Annotated in this window: 20 protein-coding genes; 4 read left to right on the top strand and 16 right to left on the bottom strand. The window is 75.2% G+C overall.

Going from position 1 to position 20,895, the window contains the following annotated elements; all coding sequences use genetic code 11:
* Together RND61_RS19095 and RND61_RS19090 are read right to left on the bottom strand one after the other, a co-directional pair.
* Entirely contained in the window at positions 1–1,161 is a 1,161-nt protein-coding gene (locus RND61_RS19095) for a methyltransferase (protein WP_315879207.1), read from the bottom strand.
* Positions 1,162–1,230: 69 nt separating this feature from the next.
* Positions 1,231–1,665, bottom strand: coding sequence for a GNAT family N-acetyltransferase (locus tag RND61_RS19090; protein WP_315879206.1), 435 nt, complete (start codon positions 1,663–1,665; stop codon positions 1,231–1,233).
* A 58-nt stretch (positions 1,666–1,723) separates the two neighbouring features.
* Between RND61_RS19090 and RND61_RS19085 the strand changes: the two genes are divergently transcribed.
* Positions 1,724–2,329, top strand: a complete 606-nt coding sequence (locus RND61_RS19085; RefSeq protein ID WP_315879205.1) for a DUF6461 domain-containing protein — start codon at positions 1,724–1,726, stop codon at positions 2,327–2,329.
* Between the two features lie 109 nt (positions 2,330–2,438).
* Positions 2,439–2,645: a DUF1918 domain-containing protein gene (locus tag RND61_RS19080; RefSeq protein WP_315879204.1), complete on the top strand. Its 207-nt coding sequence runs from the start codon at positions 2,439–2,441 to the stop codon at positions 2,643–2,645.
* A gap of 32 nt (positions 2,646–2,677) precedes the next feature.
* Here RND61_RS19080 and RND61_RS19075 read toward each other — a convergent pair whose 3' ends face one another.
* Complete coding sequence (locus RND61_RS19075) at positions 2,678–3,967, bottom strand: glycoside hydrolase family 10 protein (protein WP_315879203.1); 1,290 nt, start codon at positions 3,965–3,967, stop codon at positions 2,678–2,680.
* A 285-nt stretch (positions 3,968–4,252) separates the two neighbouring features.
* Here RND61_RS19075 and RND61_RS19070 point away from each other — a divergent pair, with 285 nt between their 5' ends.
* Entirely contained in the window at positions 4,253–5,113 is an 861-nt protein-coding gene (locus tag RND61_RS19070) for a 3-hydroxybutyryl-CoA dehydrogenase (RefSeq protein ID WP_315879202.1), read from the top strand.
* Positions 5,114–5,159: 46 nt separating this feature from the next.
* Here the strand turns inward: RND61_RS19070 and RND61_RS19065 are convergent, their stop codons facing one another.
* From RND61_RS19065 to infC, 10 genes are all read right to left on the bottom strand, one after another.
* Positions 5,160–5,690 carry an NUDIX domain-containing protein gene (locus RND61_RS19065; RefSeq protein WP_315879201.1) on the bottom strand — a complete coding sequence of 177 codons (531 nt, stop codon included), beginning with the start codon at positions 5,688–5,690 and terminating at the stop codon, positions 5,160–5,162.
* Between the two features lie 51 nt (positions 5,691–5,741).
* A complete protein-coding gene (locus RND61_RS19060) occupies positions 5,742–7,085 on the bottom strand; it encodes a transcriptional regulator (RefSeq protein ID WP_315879200.1) in 1,344 nt (447 codons plus the stop codon).
* Between the two features lie 277 nt (positions 7,086–7,362).
* Entirely contained in the window at positions 7,363–8,448 is a 1,086-nt protein-coding gene (locus tag RND61_RS19055; protein ID WP_391653728.1) for a PP2C family protein-serine/threonine phosphatase, read from the bottom strand.
* Positions 8,449–8,662: 214 nt separating this feature from the next.
* Complete coding sequence (pheT, locus tag RND61_RS19050) at positions 8,663–11,191, bottom strand: phenylalanine--tRNA ligase subunit beta (protein WP_315879199.1); 2,529 nt, start codon at positions 11,189–11,191, stop codon at positions 8,663–8,665.
* Entirely contained in the window at positions 11,191–12,318 is a 1,128-nt protein-coding gene (pheS, locus tag RND61_RS19045; protein ID WP_315879198.1) for a phenylalanine--tRNA ligase subunit alpha, read from the bottom strand. Before pheS ends, pheT begins: the two co-directional genes overlap by 1 nt.
* Before the next feature lie 138 nt (positions 12,319–12,456).
* Positions 12,457–13,617: a sensor histidine kinase gene (locus tag RND61_RS19040; protein WP_315879197.1), complete on the bottom strand. Its 1,161-nt coding sequence runs from the start codon at positions 13,615–13,617 to the stop codon at positions 12,457–12,459.
* Positions 13,618–13,671: 54 nt separating this feature from the next.
* On the bottom strand, positions 13,672–14,529 hold the full coding sequence (locus RND61_RS19035; RefSeq protein ID WP_315879196.1) for a TrmH family RNA methyltransferase: 858 nt from the start codon (positions 14,527–14,529) through the stop codon (positions 13,672–13,674).
* 116 nt (positions 14,530–14,645) lie between these two features.
* On the bottom strand, positions 14,646–15,032 hold the full coding sequence (gene rplT, locus RND61_RS19030) for a 50S ribosomal protein L20 (protein WP_066950970.1): 387 nt from the start codon (positions 15,030–15,032) through the stop codon (positions 14,646–14,648).
* Between the two features lie 95 nt (positions 15,033–15,127).
* Positions 15,128–15,322, bottom strand: coding sequence for a 50S ribosomal protein L35 (gene rpmI / locus RND61_RS19025; RefSeq protein ID WP_315879195.1), 195 nt, complete (start codon positions 15,320–15,322; stop codon positions 15,128–15,130).
* A gap of 118 nt (positions 15,323–15,440) precedes the next feature.
* A complete protein-coding gene (gene infC / locus RND61_RS19020) occupies positions 15,441–16,088 on the bottom strand; it encodes a translation initiation factor IF-3 (protein WP_315879237.1) in 648 nt (215 codons plus the stop codon).
* A gap of 379 nt (positions 16,089–16,467) precedes the next feature.
* On the opposite strand from infC, the gene RND61_RS19015 reads away from it, so the two are divergent.
* Positions 16,468–16,830 carry a DUF1844 domain-containing protein gene (locus RND61_RS19015; RefSeq protein ID WP_315879194.1) on the top strand — a complete coding sequence of 121 codons (363 nt, stop codon included), beginning with the start codon at positions 16,468–16,470 and terminating at the stop codon, positions 16,828–16,830.
* 24 nt (positions 16,831–16,854) lie between these two features.
* Here RND61_RS19015 and RND61_RS19010 read toward each other — a convergent pair whose 3' ends face one another.
* The 3 genes from RND61_RS19010 to RND61_RS19000 are packed head-to-tail and all read right to left on the bottom strand — an operon-like array spanning position 16,855 to position 19,726.
* Positions 16,855–17,589 (bottom strand): SseB family protein, encoded by a 735-nt coding sequence (locus tag RND61_RS19010; RefSeq protein ID WP_315879193.1) that lies wholly within the window; start codon positions 17,587–17,589, stop codon positions 16,855–16,857.
* A gap of 26 nt (positions 17,590–17,615) precedes the next feature.
* Positions 17,616–18,896 (bottom strand): type VII secretion-associated serine protease mycosin, encoded by a 1,281-nt coding sequence (gene mycP, locus RND61_RS19005; RefSeq protein ID WP_315879192.1) that lies wholly within the window; start codon positions 18,894–18,896, stop codon positions 17,616–17,618.
* Positions 18,893–19,726: a hypothetical protein gene (locus RND61_RS19000; protein WP_315879191.1), complete on the bottom strand. Its 834-nt coding sequence runs from the start codon at positions 19,724–19,726 to the stop codon at positions 18,893–18,895. The genes mycP and RND61_RS19000 overlap by 4 nt, the downstream gene beginning before the upstream one ends.
* Positions 19,727–20,895 lie beyond the last annotated feature (1,169 nt).

Here is a 20,895-nt window from a genome sequence, read left to right as displayed (position 1 = left end):
TCAGCGCTTCACGGCGCGCAGCACCACGAACTTCGGGTCGCTCCCGACGACCTCGCAGTTGCCGAACATCCGGCGCAGGGCCACGTGGTAGCCGAGGTGGCGGTTGCCGACGACGCGCAGTTCGCCCCCGCTGCGCAGGACGCGGCGCGCGGCGGCGAACATCCGGCGGGCGGTCGCGTCGCTGAGGGCCTGGTGGCTGTGGAACGGCGGGTTGTTCAGGACCACGTCGACGGAGCCGTCCGGGACGTCCGCCGCGGAGTCGCCGACCACGAAGCGCGCCTTGGCGCCGGGCGGCGCGGAGGCCCGGAACGTCTCCTCGGCGGAGGCGACCGCCTGGTACGACTCGTCGGTGAGGATCACCTCGGCGTCGGGTTCCGCGACCGCGACCGCGAGGCCGACCACACCGTTGCCGCAGCCCAGGTCGAGGACGCGGGCCCCGCCGAGGCCGCTCGGCAGGTGCCCGAGGAACAGGCGGGTGCCGATGTCGAGCCGGTCGGCGCAGAAGACGCCCGCGTGGTTGACGACGGTCAGCCCGGCCACCGCCGGGGCGTCGCCGGGCAGCGCGTACCGGTGCGGCCAGGGGTTCGGGGGGCGGTGGAGGGCCGGGTCGGGGGTCGTGTGGACGAGCCGGGCCTTCTTCACCGCGAGGGAGGTGCGGGTGGGGCCGACGAGCCGCTCGAAGAGGGCGAGCGTGGAGGTGTGGATCTCCTTGACCATGCCCGTGCCGACGACGGCCGTCCCGGCGTGGAGGGCGGGCGCGAGGCGGTGCAGTTGGTCCTCCAGGAGCGCCAGGCTCTTGGGGACGCGGACCAGCAGGGCGTCGACGCGGGCGGGCGGGGCGTCCCGGGTCGTCAGGAGGCGGACGCGGTCCCCGGCGCGGCCGGCGCGGGCCAGGTTGGCGCGGGTGGCCTCGCGGCCGAGGTACGAGTCGGTGATCTGGACCAGCTCGCCCGGTCCCGGGTGGCCGGCGAGCGCGGTGGCGAGCGCGCCCCAGCGGTCGCCGACCACGGCCACGGTGCCCGAGAGCGCGGGGGCGCCGGGCTCCGCGAGGTACCTCAGCAGGTACTCGTCGGCGGCGTCCCAGGCGCGGAGGGGGTCGCGGGGGTGCTCGGGGAAGCGGGTGAGCGCGTGGTCGCCCCATGACGTGGTCAAACGGTTCATCGTGGGGTTCAGGCTAGCGGGTGCCGGGCGGGCGGGCGTGCCGCGGGCGGGGCGCCCGCCCGCCCGGCGCTACCGGAGGTCCAGGGCCATCCAGTGGCGCGGGTCCTCCAGGGGCCTGAAGCCGATCTTCTCGTACACGCCGTGGGCGTCCTGCGTGGCCAGCGCGACGCGCTTGAGGCCGTACGGGGCCAGGTGGTCGCGGACCGCCGAGACCAGGGCGGTGCCGAGGCCCCCGCCGCGGGCGGCGGGGTCGACGTACACGTCGCAGAGCCAGGCGAAGGTCGCGAGGTCGGTGACGACCCGCGCGTACGCGGCCATGGTGCCGCTCTCCCCCTCGTACGCGCCGAAGTTGAGCGAGCCGTCGATGGCGCGGTCCTGCTTCTCGCGGCTGCGGCCGAGCGCCCAGTACGCGTCGGTGGACAGCCACCGGTGGATCCGTGCGCGGTCGAGTCGGGCAGGGTCGGTCGAGATCTCGTACGGGCCGAAAGCGATCGTCTCCTTCATGGTCGAACGTTCGCAGGGGGGAGGCCCGTTGTCAGTGGCGGGTGCCACGATCGGAGGCATGGACGCGACTGCTGCCGACTACCGCTGGCTCGGTGACCACTGCCCGGAGCTGATCGAGGCGTACTGCGTGACGCTGGTGCACGCGGTGTCCCCCGTGGAGGCGCTCGGGCGGTTGCGCGCGCGTGCGGACGGCCGGGTGACGGGGATAGCCGCGCTGGTCGAGGCCGCGGGGGAGGCGTGGAAGGCGTCCGGCGGCGACCGGCACTTCCTGGGCCTCTGCGCGGTGGACGGCTGGACGCTGATGGTCGAGCCGAACGGGTACCTGGGCAGCCTCGACGAGGCGGCGGTCCCCCTGTCGCGGGGCACGGAGCTGGTCACGCACTTCCGGAACGTGAACGCGGTGGACCACTTCAGCCGGTACGCGGACGGCGGGCTGCGGCTCCACTTCGAGCCGCTGTTCCCCTGCGCGCGGGACGGCGCGGACCCGGACGGGGCGGTGGCGCTGATGCGGGAGGTGGGCTTCGACCTGCGCGAGGACGACGCGGACCTCGAAGTGACGACGGAGGCGGCGTTCGCCCTCGCGGAGCGGCTGACCGGGGTGCGGCTGTCGCCGGAGCTGCTGGACGGCGCGGAGTTCCTCACCGGGTCGGCGCCCGTCTTCTGAGGCGGGCGGGGGTGCTCCGAGTGACGCGGACCACATGTCCGGACGTAGACTCCCCCATACGGAGATATCGACCGTATGCGGAGATACCGACGCGAGGAGGTCACTCCCGATGGAAGCAACCGTGGGCGACAAGCTGCTGGTGCACGGCCGGGTCGTCGGCCGGCACGACCGTACGGCCGAGATCGTCGAGGTCCTCGGCGAGCACGGCCACCCGCCGTACCGCGTCCGCTTCGACGACGACGGGCACGAGGCCGTGATGTCCCCGGGCCCGGACGCCGTCGTGCGTCACAAGGAGCGGTTCGAGGCGGGCCCCTGACCGGCCCCGCCCCGTCCCGTCTCCCGTGCGTCTCACCATCCCGGAGGGCGGACCGGTGTCGGGTAGTGGTCGGCCACGACCCTGGCCATCGCCCCGATCCGGTCCGCGACCACGTCCCGGGCGCCGAAGAAGGCGTGCCCCAGCACGTGGTCGTGGCCGCGGGCGAGGGTGAGGTGCCGGGACAGCTCCGCCGGGTCCTGCCACGGGGCGGGCGCCGCCGGGTCCCCGGCCCGGTACAGGCCCTCCCCCACGTACAGGTGGACGCCGGTGCCGCGCACCACGTCGTCCCACCACGGCACGAGCGTGGCGTAGTCGGCGGTGCCGAAGCCGATGTGCCAGTACAGCTGGGGGGCGATGTAGTCGACCCAGCCTTCCTTGACCCATCCGCGGGTGTCGGCGTACAGGTCGTCGTAGGCCTGCAGGCCGCGCGTGTCGGAGCCGCGCGGGTCGGTCGTGGCGTTGCGCCAGATGCCGAAGGGGCTGATGCCGAACCCCACGTCCGGCTTGACCGCCTTGATCCGCGCGGACATCTCGGCGACCAGACGGTCGACGTTGTCCCGCCGCCAGGCCGCCCGGTCGGGGAAGCCGCCGCCGTGCGCCTCGTAGGCCGCGTCGTCGTCGAAGACCTGCCCGGCCACCGGATAGGGGTAGAAGTAGTCGTCGAAGTGGACGGCGTCGAGGTCGTAGCGGCGCACGGCGTCGAGCATCGCGTCCTGGACGAACCGCCGGACCTGCGGCAGGCCCGGGTTGTAGTAGAGCTTCCCGCCGTAGGGGACGACCCAGTCCGGGTTGCGGCGCGCCGGGTGGTCCGCGGCCAGGCGCGAGGGGTCGGCGTGCGTGGCGACGCGGTACGGGTTGAACCAGGCGTGCAGGTGCAGGCCGCGCCGGTGGGCCTCCGCGACGGCGGTGCCGAGCGGGTCCCAGCCGGGGTCCTTGCCCTGGACGCCGGTGAGACACTGGGCCCACGGCTCGTACGGCGAGGGCCACAGGGCGTCGGCGGTCGGCCGCACCTGGAGGATCACCACGTTGAGACGGCGCTTCACGGCCTGGTCGAGCAGGGCGATCAGCTCGGCGCGCTGGTCGGCCGCGGGCAGTCCGGCGCGGGAGGGCCAGTCGCGGTTGGTGACCGTCGCCACCCACATCCCCCGGAACTCCTCCGCGCCCGCGCCGCCGCGCCGGTGCTTGCCGTCCCCGTCGTCCCGCTCCCCCGGTTCCGGTCCCGCCAGGCCGGTCGCGTCGCCGGAGACCAGCAGCGACGCCACCAGCCCCGCCGCTGCCGCGACCAGTCCGCGCCGCCCGACGCCGCCGTTCCCGTACCTCATGTGCCACCCCAGCCTTCCCGTCGGTCCCCGGTCCGCTCCGGTCTCCACCGGTACTCCCGGCGCTCCCGGACCTCCGTGATCGTCGCGACCGCCTCGCGCCCCGTGCACCCGGGGGACGGGAGCGGGCGCGCCGGACCGCATGTCCGTCCCGCAGAGCATGCCCGGCCCGGACGGCCGTCGATCCGCGCGAACGGAGTAACGTCGTGGGGTCGAGGCGGGGGTGCCGGAACCATACGGCCGCCCCGCCACCCGAAGATCAGCGAAAGGCACGAGGTGACGGACTCAATGGCCGACATTGCACGCGTCGGAGTGGTGGGCTGCGGTCAGATGGGCGCGGGCATCGCGGAGGTGTGCGCCCGCAGCGGCCTCGAGGTCAAGGTGGCCGAGACCACCGGCGAGGCGCTGGAGATCGGCCGTACCCGGCTGTACAACTCCCTCGACAAGGCCGCCCAGCGCGGCAAGATCAGCGAGGAGGAGCGCGACGCGACGCTGGCCCGGCTGAGCTTCACGACCGACCTCGGGGAGTTCGCCGACCGCGACCTGGTCATCGAGGCGGTCGTCGAGAACGAGCAGGTCAAGACGGAGATCTTCCAGGTCCTCGACCAGGTGGTGACCCGGCAGGACGCCATCTTGGCGTCCAACACGTCGTCCATCCCGCTGGTGAAGCTGGCCGTGGCGACCTCCCGCCCCGACCAGGTCATCGGCATCCACTTCTTCAACCCGGCGCCGGTCCAGCAGCTGGTCGAGCTGATTCCTGCGCTGACCACCTCGGAGAGCACGATCAGCCGGGCCCAGGACGTGGTCGGGAAGGTGCTCGGCAAGCACGCGATCCGCGCCCAGGACCGGTCCGGCTTCGTGGTGAACGCGCTGCTGATCCCGTACCTGCTGTCGGCGATCCGGATGTTCGAGTCCGGCATCGCCAGCCGCGAGGACATCGACAACGGCATGGAGATGGGCTGCGCCCACCCCATGGGCCCGCTCAAGCTGTCCGACCTGATCGGCCTCGACACGGTCGCGTCGGTCGCCGACTCGATGTACGCCGAGTACAAGGAGCCCCTGTACGCGGCTCCCCCGCTGCTCCAGCGCATGGTGGACGCGGGCCGCCTGGGCCGCAAGACCGGCTCGGGCTTCTACGCGTACTCCTGAGCCCGGGGGGCCGGCGCCCGCCGGACCCGGCCCCCGCGCCCGCCGGTCACCCCAGGCGCAGACGGTGCAGCATCAGCAGGCCGGCCGCCGTGTTGGCGGCCGGGACCTCCCCGCGGGCGACCATGTCGGGGATGAGTTCGAGCGGTATCCACGCGCGGCGGGTGGACTCGACGGCGTCCTCCGGCTCGCCGATGTAGGTGGCCTCCGGGGACCAGTACAGGTGGTGGCGGGCGTCGGTGAGGCCGTTCGCCGGCTCGACGGTCAGCAGGTGCCGGAGCGGGCCGGGGCGCCAGCCGGTCTCCTCCTCCATCTCGCGCGCCGCGGCGGCCTCGACGGCCTCCCCGTCCTCGACGACCCCCGCGGCCAGCTCCCAGCCCCAGGTGTCGGTGATGAACCGGTGCCGCCACAGCAGCAGCACCTCGTTGGCCTCGTTGACGGCGGTGGCCGCGGCGACCGGGCGGAGCCGGATGAGGAAGTGGTCGAGGCGCCGCCCGTCGGGGAGGGCGACGTCGGCCAGGTTCACCTTGAACCAGCGGTTCTCGTACACGGTCTTCTCGCTGAGGTTCGTCCACTCCACGGTCCTGCCACCTTCCGACGTGTTGGTGGCAATATCGCAGCAGCCGCCCCGTCAGACCGGAACGCGCAGGGCCGCTTCGATCCGCTCGGCCGCCTCTTCCGCGTCACCCGAGCCACTGGCCACCAGACGCTCCCGCACCTCCCGCAGACGGCCCCTGAGCCGCTGCGACTCCATCCCGCGGGCCCGCTCGGCCATCTCCGCCGCCGTCCTCGCCGCCCCGTCGGGCTCCCCCTGGCTCAGTTGGATCTGGCTGAGAATCGCCAGCCGGTGGACCCGTCCCCGGTCGTGCGCCGGCGTCCGCACGGCGGCGACGGCGTTCTCCCGCGCCCCGGGGAGGTCACCCAGACGCAGCAACGCCTCCGCCACCTGCACGTTGACCAGCCCCGGTTGGACGTACCCGGTCTCGTCCGGCTCGTGGCCGGGTCTGATCCGCTCCGCCTCCCACTCCGCGCGGTGGACGCACCGCAGCGCCTCCGGCCCGTCGCCGAGGTGCGCGTACGCCTTCGCCTGCATCGCGTACAGGTCGGCGGCGAGCGCCGGGGTGACCCGCTGCCGGGCCGCCCGCAGCGCCGCCTCCGCGAACGCCACGGCCTGCCGGTACTCCCCCATGAACAGCGCCTGGTTGACCAGCAGCGCGATGACGTAGGCGCCCAGCCCGCGGTCGCCGCTCGCCTTCGCCAGCCGCAGGGCCTGGTGGAAGTAGCGCTGCGCCAGGCCCAGTTCGTCGGAGTCGTACGCGCAGATGCCCGCCACCGCGACCAGCCCGCCCGCTGCCCGGTGCAACCGCCGCCCCAGCGCGTCTCCGTAGGCGCCGCGCAGCAGCGGGGCCGTCTCCGCGTTGAGGAACCCGACGATCCGCGCACGGGTCGCGATGCCCCCGGTCCTGCGGTACATCAGCTCGTAGTGGGCCCGGGCCGCGCGGAGCGTCTCGATGTCGGAGGCGCTGACGCGCGTGTGGCCGTCGCGCGACACGTCGGCGTCCTCGGGCGGGTTCTCCCACTCCCACACCGGCATCACCGCCGGTGTCCCGGTCACCGCGGCGACCCCCCGCAGGTGCGGGCGCTGCTGTTCGTCGGACCGCCACAGCGCCGTGGCCCGCTCCACGAACCCGGACAGCGGCGTCCCGTGCGGCGGGGCGGTCCCGTTCCCCGGTACGCCCAGCCCGATGTCGTCCAGCGCGACCGGGCGGCCCAGCCGGGCGCCCAGCACCTCGCAGATCAGGTCCGGCACCTGGCCGCGAGGCCGCTGGCCCCTCAGCCAGCGCGCCACCGCCGTGTGCTCGTACCGCAGCGCCAGACCGCGTGCGCGGCCCGCCTGGTTGACGTGGGCGGCCAGGCCCGCGTGGGACATCCCCGCCTCGTCGAGCAGGGCGTCGAGCAGGGTGTTGGGCTGCATGGGTGCCCCTCAGGGTGCCGTGTTCCGCCGGGCGCCCCGCGACGGGGTGCCCGATTCGCACGGGGTGTGAATGAAGTGCCCGTATGCGTGCCCCGCGCACTCTCCCGCCATGCGCCGGGGTCCGGTTGACTTGACGCCTCCCGGGAGGCGGCCGGGCCGCCGGCTCCCCCCTCGTGCGGGCGGCGGACCGTCCGCGCGCCGCCCGCCCCGCCGGTCCGCCCGACACGTTCCGGCGGGGCGGGTGGGGGCGCCGGTCCGCACCGTCCGCGTCCAGCCGCTACCGGGAGGACGGCGCGGGCCGGGTGCGGTGCGGGCCGGGCTCCCCGGTGCGGGCCGGCACCAGGACGCGCTCCGCGGGCACCCGGTCGTCGCGGACGACGACGAAGGACACGTCGTCCGCGAGACGGCCCCCCGTGTGCGCCAGCAGCGCCGCCCGGACGTCCTCGATGACGGCGGCCGGCGTCCGCGGCGCCCGCCGCGCGATCCGGCCGAGCACCTCCTCCAGCGGGAAGAACCGGCCGGCGGCGTCCCGCGCCTCCCCCGCGCCGTCCGTGTGGAGGAACAGCGCCTCGCCCGGCAGCAGCCGGTCGCAGCGCCGCACGGGCAGGGTGTCCGGCAGCGGGAACGCACCGAGCGGCGGCAGCGGCTCCCCGGCCGCGAGGGGCTCGGCCGCGGCCCCGATCCGGTACGGCCAGGGGTGGCCGCAGTTGAGGACCAGCACGTCGCCGTTGTGGTGGATGTCCAGCAGCAGGACGGTGACGAACTCCTCGGCCGGGGGGCTTCCCGACGCCGGGTGCCCGGCGCCCTCGTCCCGCGTCCGCTCCCCCACGTACCGCTGGAGCGCCCGGTCGAGCCGCCGCAGCAGGCCGCCGAGCCCCGGCTCCTCGTACGCCGCCTCCCGGAAGCTGCCCAGGACGGCGGCGACCGCGCCGAGCGCGGCCAGCCCGTGGCCCCGCACATCGCCGATGATCACGCGCACGCCGTACGGGGTGGCCACCGCCTCGTACAGGTCGCCGCCGACGACCGCCCCCGGCAGGGCCGGCAGTTGCGTGCCGGCGACGGACAGCCCGCCGAGGCGGGACGGCAGCGGGCGCAGCAGGACCCGCTGGGCTGCCTGGGCGACGGCCCGGGTCTGCCGCAGCTCGCGGCGCAGGCTCCGGCAGACGCCCACGACCAGGCCCGTGCCGACCGCGAAGAGGAGGGCGCCGCCGGCGATCCGCGTCACCATGTCGTCCGGCCGGGCCGGGGCCGGCGGGCATATCGGCTTGCCCGTCGCGGCGGCGCTCCACGGCACCGGCGGGGCCAGGGGGGCGAGCGGGCCGACTCCGCGCGCACAGGGCTTCCGGGACCATCTACGGATCATGCGGACCGCCCTTCTTCAGGCCCCTTGTCGCGGTCGGGACGATTCTGTCGATCGTCCCGTCTCGCGGGGAACGTCCACCAGACTTCTCACCCGGATGAGTGAGAAACCGTGCGAACGCCCCCGGCTCCCCGGCCGCGGAAAGGCGGAAAGGGGCGCATCCGGCGGTCCGGACGCGCCCCTCCGTACGGGCGACGGGCAGTTTCCTGACGGTACGTCAGGCGCCGCGCAGCACCGCCCCGGTGCGCTCCGCGGCGAGCGCCACGGCGGCGTCACGGGCGGCCGTGGCCTCCTCGACGGTCAGCGTACGGTCCTCGGCGCGGAACCGCAGCGCGTACGCCAGGGACTTCTTGCCCTCGCCGATCTGCTCGCCGGTGAACGTGTCGAACAGCCGGATGGACTCCAGCAGTTCGCCCGCGCCCTCGCGGAGCACGCGCTCCACCTCGGCGGCCGGCACGCCCGCGTCGACGACGAGGGCGACGTCCTGCGTGGCCACCGGGAACGTGGAGATCCGCGGGGCGCGCACGGGGCCGGCGGAGGCCCGCTCGACGAGGTCGAGGTCGAGCTCCATGGCGCACGTGCGGGCGGGCAGGCCGAACGCCTTGACGACGCGCGGGTGCAGCTCGCCGGCGTGGCCGACGATCCGCTCGGCGCCGTCGACGACGACGACCAGCTCGGCGCAGCGGCCCGGGTGCCACGGGCCGTACTGGCCCTGGCGGACGACGAGGTCGGTGCCGGCCTCGCGGGCCACGGTCCGGGCGGCCTCGACCGCGTCGGCCCAGTCGGCCGGGCGGCCCTTGCCCCACCAGCCGGCCTGCTCGCGCGCCCCGGCGAGGACCACGGCGACGTGCCGCGGCTGCTCGGGCAGGACGGCGTTGACGCCGGCGATCTCCGCGTCGGTCGGACGGCGGTCGACGGTCAGCCGTACCGCGACACCCGGCTCGGCGGGGACGTGGAAGACCAGGCCCGTCTCGAATAGGGCCAGGTCGTGGCTGCCGCGGCCGTCGTTGCGGCGCAGCGCGCCGAGGAGGCCGGGCAGCAGCGTGGTGCGCAGCGCGGGCTCCTCGTCGGAGAGCGGGTTGACGAGCTTGACGACCCGGCGGCACGGGTCGTCCGCCGGCAGGTCGAGCTGGTCGAAGACCTGCTCGCTGACGAACGGGTAGGTCAGCGCCTCGACGTAGCCGGCGCCGGCGAGGGCGCGGCCCACGCGGCGGTGGACGCGCTGGCGCTCGGTGAGCCCGCGGCCGGCGGGCGGCTTGGGCAGCGTCGAGGGCAGGTTCTCGTAGCCCTCCAGCCGGATGACCTCCTCGGCGAGGTCGTTCGGCTCGGCCAGGTCGGGGCGCCAGGACGGGACGGTGACGACCAGCTCGTCCTGCCCGTACACGTCGCAGCCGATCTCCTGGAGGCGGCGGACGACGGTCTCGCGGCCGTAGGCGACGCCCGCGACGCGGTCGGGGTGGTCGGCGTGCATGGCGACCGTGCGCGGGGCGCTCGGCGCGATGATCTCGGTGACGCCGGCCTCGGCCGTGCCGCCCGCCAGGAGGACCAACAGGTCGACGGTGCGCTGCGCGGCGGCGGCCGCGGCCTGCGGGTCGACGCCGCGCTCGAACCGCTTGGACGCCTCGGAGGACAGCTTGTGGCGGCGGGCCGTGCGGGCGATGGAGATCGCGTCGAAGTGCGCGGCCTCGATGACGACCTCGGTGGTGCCGCGGACCTGGCCCGTCTCGGGGTCGGTCCCGGCGTCGGCGATCTCGGTGTTGGCGCCGCCCATGACACCCGCGATGCCGATGGGGCCGCGGTTGTCGGTGATGACGAGGTCGGCCGGGTCGAGGACGCGGACCGTGCCGTCGAGGGTGGTGATCTTCTCGCCGGGCTCGGCGCGGCGCACGCCGATCGGGCCGTCGAGGCGGCTCCGGTCGTAGGCGTGGAGCGGCTGGCCCAGTTCGAGCATCACGTAGTTGGTGACGTCGACGGCGAGGGAGACCGGGCGCATGCCGGCCTTCTGGAGGCGGCGCTGGAGCCAGATCGGGGACCGGGCCTCGGGGTCGAGGCCGACGACGGTGCGCGCGGTGAAGCGGGAGCAGCCGACCGGGTCGGCGACCTGGACCGGGTAGCCGTACGAGTTCGGCGCGGGCACGTCGAGGAGCGCCGGGTCGCGCAGCGGCAGCCCGTACGCGATGGCCGTCTCGCGGGCGACGCCGCGCATCGACAGGCAGTAGCCGCGGTCGGGCGTGACGGCGATGTCGAGGACCTCGTCGTACAGCTCCAGCAGGGCGGTGGCGTCGGTGCCGACCTCGTGCTCGGGCGGCAGGACGATGATGCCCTTGGTGCCGTCGTCGCCCATGCCGAGCTCGTCGGAGGAGCAGATCATGCCGCGGGACACCCGGCCGTACGTCTTGCGCTCGGCGATGCGGAAGTCGCCGGGCAGGACGGCGCCGGGGAGGGCGACGACGACCTTGTCGCCCGCGGCGAAGTTCCGGGCGCCGCAGATGATCTCCTGGGGCTCGCCGGTGCCGTTGGCCGGGCCGACGTCGACGGTGCAGAAGCGGATCGGCTTCTTGAACTCGGTCAGCTCCTCGATGGTGAGGACCCTGCCCACCACGAGCGGGCCGGTGAGGCCGGCGCCGAGCTGCTCGACGGTCTCGACCTCCAGGCCGGCCGAAATCAGTTTGGCCTGTACGTCACGGCCGGTCTCCGTCGCCGGCAGGTCGACGTACTCCCGCAGCCACGAAAGCGGGACCCGCATCAGATCTCCATCCCGAACGGCCGGGTGAACCGGACGTCACCCTCGACCATGTCTCGCATGTCCTCGACGTTGTGGCGGAACATCAGCATCCGCTCGATGCCGAACCCGAAGGCGAAGCCGCTGTACTTCTCCGGGTCGACGCCGCACGCGACGAGCACCTTGGGGTTGACCATGCCGCAGCCGCCGAGCTCGATCCAGCCCTCGCTGCCGCAGGTGCGGCAGGGCCGGTCCGCGTCGCCGACGGACTCGCCGCGGCAGACGTAGCAGAGCATGTCCATCTCGGCGGACGGCTCGGTGAACGGGAAGAAGTTCGGGCGGAGCCGGGTCTTCATGTCCGGCCCGAACAGCGCCTGGACCATGTGGTCGAGGGTGCCCTTGAGGTCGGCCATGGTGAGGCCCTCGTCGACGGCGAGGAGCTCGATCTGGTGGAAGACCGGGGTGTGCGTGGCGTCGAGCTCGTCGGTGCGGTAGACGCGGCCGGGGCAGACGACGTACACGGGCGGCTCGCGGTCGACGAGCGTGCGCGCCTGCACCGGCGAGGTGTGGGTGCGCAGCACGATGCCGGACTCGTCGCCGCGGGTGCCCTCCGGCCCCTGGACGAAGAACGTGTCCTGCATCTGGCGGGCCGGGTGGTCGGGGACGAAGTTGAGGGCGTCGAAGTTGAACCACTCCGCCTCGGCCTCGGGGCCCTCGGCCACCTCGTAGCCCATGGAGACGAAGACGTCCGCGACGCGCTCCATGAGGGTGGTCAGCGGGTGCCGGGCGCCGGCCGGGGTGCGGTCGTAGGGGAGGGTGACGTCCACCGCCTCCTCGACCAGCACGCGGGCGTCGCGCTCGGCCTCCAGTTCGGCCTGGCGGGCGGCCAGGGCCTTGGACACCGCGCCGCGCGCCTGGCCGACGCGCTTGCCCGCCTCGGCCTTCGCGTGCGGGGGCAGGGCGCCGATCTCTCGGTTGGCGAGGGCGAGGGGCGAGGTGCCGCCCGTGTGGGCGACCTTCGCGTGGGCGAGCTCGTCGAGATCACCGGCGGCGGCGAAGGCGGCGAGCGCCTCGTCCCGCATCCGCTCGATCTCTTCCGGTTTCAGTGCCTCGACCTCGACTGGGTCGTACGACTTGTTGGGTGCCGACATCTCTTCCCGTACTTCCGAATGGGCTGGCTGGGGCCCCCGCTCGACGACCGAGGACGCAAAGGTGCCAAAGGTCGAGTCTAACGGGGTACGGCTGTCGCGGATGAGCCCGTGGGTGCCGCCGGGGCCGGACCGTCGGGGTCAGTCCCCCTGGGTCAGGTACGCCGGGGCGCCCACGGGCAGGGTAAATCGGAACTCGGCGCCGCCCGCGGGGGCGCGGCCGACGGTGATGGTGCCGCCGTGGGCCTCGACGAGGCCCTTGACGATGTACAGGCCGAGACCGGTGCCACCGCGGGTGCTCCCCCGCCAGAAGCGGGTGAAGACACGGCCCATCGACTCCTCGGGGATGCCGGGGCCTTCGTCGCTCACGGTGACCGCCGTTCCTTTCTCCTCGTCCTGCGGGCCGGTGGGGGCCACCTCGATGGTGACGGTTCCCTCCCCGTGGCGCACCGCGTTTTCCAGGAGGTTCGCGAGGATCTGGTCGATCTTGTCGGGGTCGGCCCACAGGTCGGGCAGGGGGCGGCGGACGCGGACGAAGAAGCGGTCGGGCGACTGGCCGCGGGCGGTGTGGCCCTGGACGTGGCGGCCGACCGCGGCGGCGATGTCGACGGGCTGGCGGCGCACCTCCAGCCGGCCGGAGTCGATGCGGGAGATGTCGAGGAGTTCCGTGATGAGCCGGGTGACGCGGTTGGCGTCGGCGTCGACGGTCTCCAGGATGAGCCGCTTCTGGTCGTCGGTGAACCGCTCCCACTTGGCCAGGAGGGTCTGGGTGAAGCCCCGGACCGAGGTCAGCGGGGAGCGCAGTTCGTGGGCGACGGTGGCGATCAGATCGGCGTGGGCGCGCTCGGTGCGGCGGCGGGCCTCGGTGCCGCGGAGGGTGACCACGACCCGGCGGACCGGGCCGAGCGGCTCGTCCCTCACGTACCGGGCGGCGACGAGGACCTCCCGGCCGCCGGGCAGCAGCAGGTTCCGCTCGGGCTGGCCGGTGCGGGTGGCGAGGCCGCCGTAGGGGTCGGTCAGCGGCCACCAGCGGCGGCCCTTGAGGTCCTCCAGCGGGAGGGTCTCCTCCAGGCGGCGGCCGAGCGCCCGGTCGCGGGGCACGGCGGTGATGCGGACGGCCTGGGCGTTGAAGCAGACGACCCGGCCGTCGGCGTCGGCGACGACGAGCCCGTCCGGCAGTTCGTCCGGGTCGTACCCCCGGCCCGCGGGGGCGCCGGGGTCGTGCGCGGGGGCGCCGGGGCGGGCCGCCCGGCGCGTTAAGGCGCCGCGGTCCTCCGCGTGGCTGCTCGTGTCGAGCGTCATCCCCGTGTCCCACTCCTCGGTGTCGCGCGACGGGTCTTCGAGCCCGTCACCCTACTAGCTCGGGGTGACGGAGCGGCACCCTCCCGCCGCGCGCTGTGCCCGGGCGGAGGCGTAGAGGCACACGGCGGCGGCGGTCGCGAGGTTCAGGCTCTCGGCCTTGCCGTGGATGGGGACGCGGACGACGGCGTCGGCGAGGGCGCGGGTCTCCTCGGGGAGCCCCCACGCCTCGTTGCCGAAGATCCACGCGGTGGGACCGCCCATGGTGCCCGCGTCGAGTTCGGCGTCGAGGTCGTCGTCGCCCGCGCCGTCGGCGGCGAGGACGCGGGCCCCGGCGGCCTTGAGGCCGGCGACGGCCTGCTGGACGGGGACGCCGACGGCGACCGGCAGGTGGAAGAGGGAGCCGACGGAGGCGCGGACGGACTTGGGGTTGTACAGGTCGACGGAGGCGTCGGTGAGGACGACGGCGTCGGCGCCGGCCGCGTCGGCGCAGCGCAGGACGGTGCCGGCGTTGCCCGGGTCGCGTACGTGGGCGAGGACGGCGACCAGCTTGGGGCGGGCCGCGAGGATCTCCTCGAAGGGCGAGTCGAGGAAGCCGCACACGCCGACGATGCCCTGCGGGGTGACGGTCTGGGAGATCTCGGCGAGGACGGCGTCGGAGGCGTGGTGGACGCGGGCGCCGGCGGCGCGGGCGGTGTCGACGATGTCGGCGTACCGGGTGGCGGCCTCGGCGGTGGTGAAGAGTTCGAGCAGCGTCGGCCCGCCGCCCGGCCCCCGGTGTCCGGCGGCCTCGCGGACGGCCTGCGGCCCCTCGGCGATGAACCGGCGCTCCTTGCTCCGGAAGTTCCGCTTGGCGAGGCGGCGCGCGGCGGCGACGCGCGGGGAACGCGGGGAGATCAGCTCGGGGGTGCCCATGGTGCTCGGCGGCTCTTTCTGGCTGCGGGGGCCGGGGTCGTGGCGGGACGGCGAACGCGCCGGACCCGCAGGCGCGGGCCTGCGGGTCCGGTCGGAAGAACGGCGGCCTGGGGAGGTCAGGCGGCGGCCTTCGGGGCGTTGACGTCGCTCGGGAGGGCCTTCTGGGCGACCTCGACGAGAGCGGCGAACGCGCCCGCGTCGTTGACCGCGAGCTCGGCCAGGATCTTGCGGTCGACCTCGACGTTGGCGGCCTTCAGACCCTGGATGAAGCGGTTGTACGTGATGCCGTTGGCCCGGGCGGCGGCGTTGATGCGCTGGATCCACAGCTGGCGGAAGTCGCCCTTGCGCTTCTTGCGGTCGTTGTAGTTGTAGACCAGCGAGTGGGTGACCTGCTCCTTCGCCTTGCGGTACAGGCGCGAGCGCTGGCCGCGGTAACCGCTGGCCTGCTCGAGGATCGCACGGCGCTTCTTGTGAGCGTTGACTGCGCGCTTGACGCGTGCCACTTGTTAACTCCTTGTAGCGGGGCCGCTGGGGGTGGTCACACGGCCCGGAAACGAATGGGTCCCGGCTTCGGGGGCTTCGGATCAGACGATCGGGGTCAGATGCCCAGCATCTTCTTGATCTTGGCGCTGTCACCCGGGGCCATCTCGGCGTTGCCAGAGAGGCGGCGCGTCAGCTTGGACGACTTGCGCTCGAGCAGGTGGCGCTTGCCGGCGCGCTCGCGGAGCACCTTGCCCGAGCCGGTGATCTTGAAGCGCTTCTTGGCACCGCTGTGCGTCTTGTTCTTCGGCATAGCGCCGTTATCTCCTCGTCAGTGGCGCTCCCAGCCGGTCCGGGGACCGGCGCGCGGGAGCGTCAGGTGGATCGGTTTCGAGTCCTGGGCGGGATTGCCCCGGACACGGCCTTGGAGGCTACTGGGCGGACGGGTCCGCCTCGGCGGGCGACGGGTCCGCCTCGGCGGGCGGCAGGTCCGCCTGGGCGGGCTGGCCCTGGCGCTCCGCCTTGCGGGCGGCCTGCGCCTCGCGGGCCTCGGCCATGGCCTCGGTCTTCTTCTTGTGCGGGCCGAGAACCATGATCATGTTGCGGCCGTCCTGCTTCGGGTTCGACTCGACGAAACCGAGGTCCTGGACGTCCTCCGCGAGCCGCTGCAGGAGTCGGTAGCCGAGCTCCGGCCGGGACTGCTCGCGTCCGCGGAACATGATCGTGATCTTGACCTTGTCGCCCTGCTTGAGGAACCGGACGACGTGACCCTTCTTGGTGTCGTAGTCGTGCGGGTCGATCTTCGGCCGGAGCTTCATCTCCTTGATGACCGTGTGCGCCTGGTTCTTGCGCGCCTCACGGGCCTTCATGGCCGACTCGTACTTGAACTTCCCGTAGTCCATGAGCTTGCACACGGGCGGACGGGCGTTCGCCGCGACCTCGACCAGGTCGAGGTCGTACTCCTGGGCAAGCTCCAGGGCCTTGGCGAGCGGAACGATTCCGACCTGCTCGCCGCTGGGACCGACAAGTCGCACCTCGGGAACGCGAATCCGGTCGTTGATGCGGGGCTCGGCGCTGATGGATCCTCCTCGGTAGCACCACGCGACCGCCTGGCGGACGGACGCGTAACGTCTGTGTTTGGTGAGACCAACCGCGCCGGCGCATGAAAAATGCCCCGGACGGGACACAGGCGGGGCTCCTGGCGATACCGGAGCACCGCCACGGCGAACCGCGGGGCGCTGTACTCGGGCGGGTCCATCGTCCGTACGGAACGATGGGCGCCGCCTGACCGGTGACCCGCCGTCCCAGAGGACGGCCAGGTGGGAGACGGAGCCTCCACTTGTGGGCCGGAGCTCATTGGTTCCGGCCGGTCGTCACACCAGGCTACCAGTTGCCCGGTGGTCGGCCCAACCGGGCGGGCGGCGTCCGGCGCTCCGGGGAGCGCCTATCGTGTGGGGCATGAGTGACGCCACGCCCAGCGAGCCCGGACCCGACTTCGCCGCCATGACCCGCGACATCGCGGAGGTCCCCGCGGTGGAGGTGATCGTCACGGTCGCCGTGAACCTGATGAGCGCCGCGGCCGTGAAGCTCGGGCTGACCGAGGAGGGCGACGCGTACAAGGACCTCGACGAGGCCCGCAAGCTGGTGCACGCCCTGGCGGGCCTGCTGGACGCCGGCGCGACGGAGATCAGCTCCTTCCACGCGGCGCCGCTGCGGGACGGGCTGAAGTCCCTCCAGTTGGCGTTCCGCGAGGCGTCGCTGGTGCCGGACGAGCCGGGCCAGGGGCCGGGCGAGAAGTACACCGGCCCGGTCTTCGGCTGACCCGGGCGGCCCGTCCGCCCTCCCTCATCCCCTCACGTAGAAGGGCCCGCCCGGCGGGGCGGCCCCGGCCGGCAGCAGCGCCAGGTCGAGGCCCCGCACCAGGCGGGCCCTCAGCGTCTCGTCCGCCGCCATGGCCGCCGCCAGGCGGCGCGCCGCCTGCGCGGGCGCCGCGTCCGGGGCGAGGACCAGGGCGAGCGTGCCGTCGGCGCCGCCGCCGCGGCCCAGGTAGGCGCGCAGCACCGCCGGCTCGGCGGCGACGACCGCGCGCACGGCGTCGGTGACGGCCGGGTCCGCGAGCGGGTCGGTGCTGGTGCGGCCCTCGGCGAGGGCGAGCAGCGCCCGGCCGGTCAGCTCGTACGGCACCGGGCCCGCCATGTCCAGGACCACCGTGTCGGCCTTCTCGTGCGCGGCGGCCTGGAGCGCCTGGTGCAGCGGTACGGCGACGGGGCGGGCCTGCGGGTCCCAGCGGGCCAGCGCGTCGGTGGACGTGAACGCGGGCAGCGCGCGGCGGTCGCCCGCGGTGAGCGTGGGCACCGCCATGTCGCTGGTCTTCTCGCGGCGCAGCCCGTTCCCGTCCTCCTCGACCTCGCCGAGGACGGCGACCACGGGGACGAGGAGGCGGGCCCCCCGCAGCGCCTCCAGTACGCGCGGCTCGGCGCCGCGGTCCTCGGCCCAGGCCGCGAGGGCCTCGGCGAGCCCGGGGTCGGCGGAGCCGTCGTCGTCGGAGAAGCCGGGGTCGGGAATGTTCTTGAGCGCCACGCGCCGAGCCTATCCGGGCGTCCCGCTCACCCCGTACGGCGCCCCGTGCGCCACAGCGCGGCGGCGGTCACCACCAGCAGCGCGCCGACGCCGCCCGTGACCGGGGCGACCAGGCCGACGGGCTCCTTCGGCCCGGGTTCGCGGCGCGGGCCGGGGCCGAAGTACGCGCGGTCGTAGCCGGTGACGGCGGCCTTGAGGTCGGCGGGGCGGAGCGCGGCGCCGGCCTCGATCGCGGCGGCCGGGTCGACCGTCCCGTACCCCTTGTCGTCGTCGCGTCCGCCCTCGGGGCCGCCCTGCGCCGTGTCGGCGAGCAGCTTCTTGATCTGGGAGGGCGTGAGGCCGGGGTGCGCGGCGCGGACGAGGGCGACGGCGCCGGAGACGAACGCCGCGGCGGCGCTGGTGCCCCAGCCCTCGTAGTACTTGCGGTCCGGGTCGGCGATGACGACGTCGACGCCGGGCGCGCTGACCGTGGCGTACCAGCGGCTGGTGGAGAACGAGGCGCGGGTGCCGAAGCGGTCGACGGCGGTGACGGCGATCACGCCGGGGTAGGCGGCGGGGTACGAGACGCGGTCGCCCTTCTCGCCGCCGTTGCCGGCGGAGGCGACGACGACGGCCCCCTTGGCGAGGGCGTACTGGACGGCGGCGTCCTCGGCGGCCTCGGGGTGGGCGGACTCGCTGTCGTCGCCGAGGGAGAGGTTGATCACGTCGGCGCCCTGGTCGGCGGCCCAGCGGATGCCCTGGGCGAGGGCGCCGCCGCGGGTCTGGCGGGCGCGGGAGCGGGCCTTGTCGGCGCCTTCGAGGATGACGCGGACGGGGAGGATCTTCGCCTCGGGGGCGACCCCGATGACGCCGTCGCCGTTGCCGGGGCCGTGTCCGTGGCCCGCGATGATGCCGGCCATGGCGGTGCCGTGGCGGGCCCAGGCGCGGTCGCCGCGCTCGGCGCCGAAGCCGACGAGGTCCTTGCCGGGCAGGACGTTGCCGGCGAGGTCGGGGTGGTCCTCGTCCACACCCGTGTCGAGGACGGCGACGGTGACGCCCTCGCCCCTGGTGGTGGTCCACGCCTGTTCGGCGTTGATCGCCTCGTTGCCCCACTGGCGGGCGCGGATGCCGTCCGCGCGGGCGGGGGCGGCGGGGAGGAGGGCGAGGGCGGCGGCGGTGAGGGCGGCGAGGAGGAGGCGGGGGGTGCCCGGGGCGCCCGCCGTGCGGGCGGCGCGGGCGCCCCGGGTGGGGCGGGTGGTTCGAGTGGTGTCGGGGGTTCGAGTGGCGTGGGTAGTTCGAGTGGTGTCGGTGGTGTGGGGGTGCTTCACCGGTCCTCCTTCCGCGCGGGCGCCTCGGTCGCCCTGGTGACCGCCGCGCGCAGGCCCTGCTCCACCCGGTCCGCGACGCCGCGCGCCTCGTGGCCGAGCCCGGCCTGGGCGGGGGCGGTCGTCTGGCCCTTGGCCATCGCCTGCTGGGCGGGCTGGGGGCGGGGCACGGCGCGGCCGTCCGCGAAGCCGGACACGCCGTAGACGACGACGGGGACCTCGGTGAGGACGTTCACGTACCAACTGGCGCGCTGGGCGTCGCCGAACCGGGCCGCGACGGTGCCAGGCGCGGCGAGCGCGGGCGGTATGAGGTCGGGGCTCTTGTCGAGGCCGCCGTCGGTGAAGCGGGCGTGGAGGGCGGTCATGCCGGCGGCGTCGGTCCCCATGAAGACCATGCCGACGGTGGTGACGCTGCTGGACGTCGCGTCCGTGTACGTGGCGCGGAGCACGCGCAGGCAGCCGGCGGGCGCGAGGGCGGCGGCCAGCCGGGGCTGGAGCGCGGTGGCACAGGGCGCGTCGGGCGCGACGGCGACGCGCGTCCAGACGCGGTCCGCCCCGCCCGGGCCGGCGCCGTCGCCGTCGAGGACGCGCGGGAAGAGGGTGTCGACGGGGGTGCTGTGCCAGAGCGTGGCGGCCTCGGTGTAGGCCGTACGGCCGGGGATGCCCTCGGAGTCCTGGAGCACCCAGGCGCCGGCGGCCGCCCCGCCGGCGAGCCCGAGCCCGAGAACGAGGCACGCGGCGGCGGCCAGGGTCCGCGCGGGGCGCCGCGGAGCACGGACGGGCCGCAACTGCACGGTCGTCTCGTGGAGCGCCTCGGGCGGGGCCCAGTACACAAACGGGTACGGCCCGGGCGGGGACGCCGAGGGCGTGGGACCGGCGTTGCGCGGGCCGGGGACGGCGGCTGCGTCCGGCCGCCGTGGCGGCACGGCCGGGGGCGGGGGGACGGCCCCCCGCGGGGGCGGGGGCGGTACCGGTCCGGCCGGTCCGGACGGCCGCCCGTCCCCCGCGGCGGCGGGGCGGCGGTCGGCAGGGGCCGCTTCCGGGATGGCGGCGGCGGCCGGACGGCGGCCGGCACCAGCCGAGCGGGCAGCGGCCGTTCCGGGGGCGGGAGCCGTCCCGGGGGTAGGGGCCGTCCCGGGGGTGGAGGCCGTCCCGGGGGCGGAGGCCGTCGAACCGGCGGCCGTGGGCAGGGAGGCAGAGGCCGTCCGGCGGGGGCCGTCGCCGGACGCGGACGACGGGGGCGTCCGCCCGGCACCCGCGTCGGCCGGGCGGACGGGGTCCGGGGCGGCGGGCGAACGGCGGCCGGTGCTCGCCGAACGCCCAGCGGCCGTCCCGGGGGCGGAGGCCGTCGAACCGGCGGCCGTGGGCAGGGAGGCAGAGGCCGTCCGGCGGGGCCCGTCGCCGGTCGCGGACGACGAGGGCGTCCGCCCGGCACCCGCGCCGGCCGGGCGGACGGGCTCCGGGGCGGGGCCGTGCGGCTCGCGCCCCACCGGCGGGGCGTCGGCGCCCCGGGGCGCCGGGCGCGGGCGCGTCGTTCCGGTGTCGTGCGATGCGGAAGCGGCGGCCGGGCGGTGGGCGGGCGGCTCCTGGGCGCCGGGCGGGGTGGCCGGGCGGCCGGTGTCGGGCGGGGCGGCCGGTGTCGGTGGAGTGGCCGGTGTCGGTGGGGCCGAAGGGGCGCGGGCGGCCGGGGAGTCGGCGCCCCGGGGCGCCGCCGGGCCGCCGGGTCGCGCGGCCGGACGCCCGGCGCGGGGCGCGGGCGCGGGCGTGGCCCCAGGCGCGGGCGCACTGCCGGGGGGTGTGCCGGCGGGGGACGGGTGGGGGGCGGGGCGGAGGCGGGCGGCGGTCTCCGCGGAGGGCTCGGGCCGAGGGGCCGGGCGTCGTGCCTCGGTGCTCATCGGCCCCCCTCGTCCTCGTACCGGTGACGCCGTCGGAGCAGGCCCGTTCGCCGGCGTGTAGGCGTCACTCTAAAGGCTGCCGACGGGCCCGCGGGAACGCGGCCGCA

This window comes from Streptomyces tamarix, from assembly GCF_032423885.1.
Classification (GTDB): Bacteria; Actinomycetota; Actinomycetes; order Streptomycetales; family Streptomycetaceae; genus Streptomyces; species Streptomyces tamarix.
The sequence above is the reverse complement of the archived record's forward strand: the minus strand, read 5'-3'. Positions and strand labels throughout refer to the sequence as shown.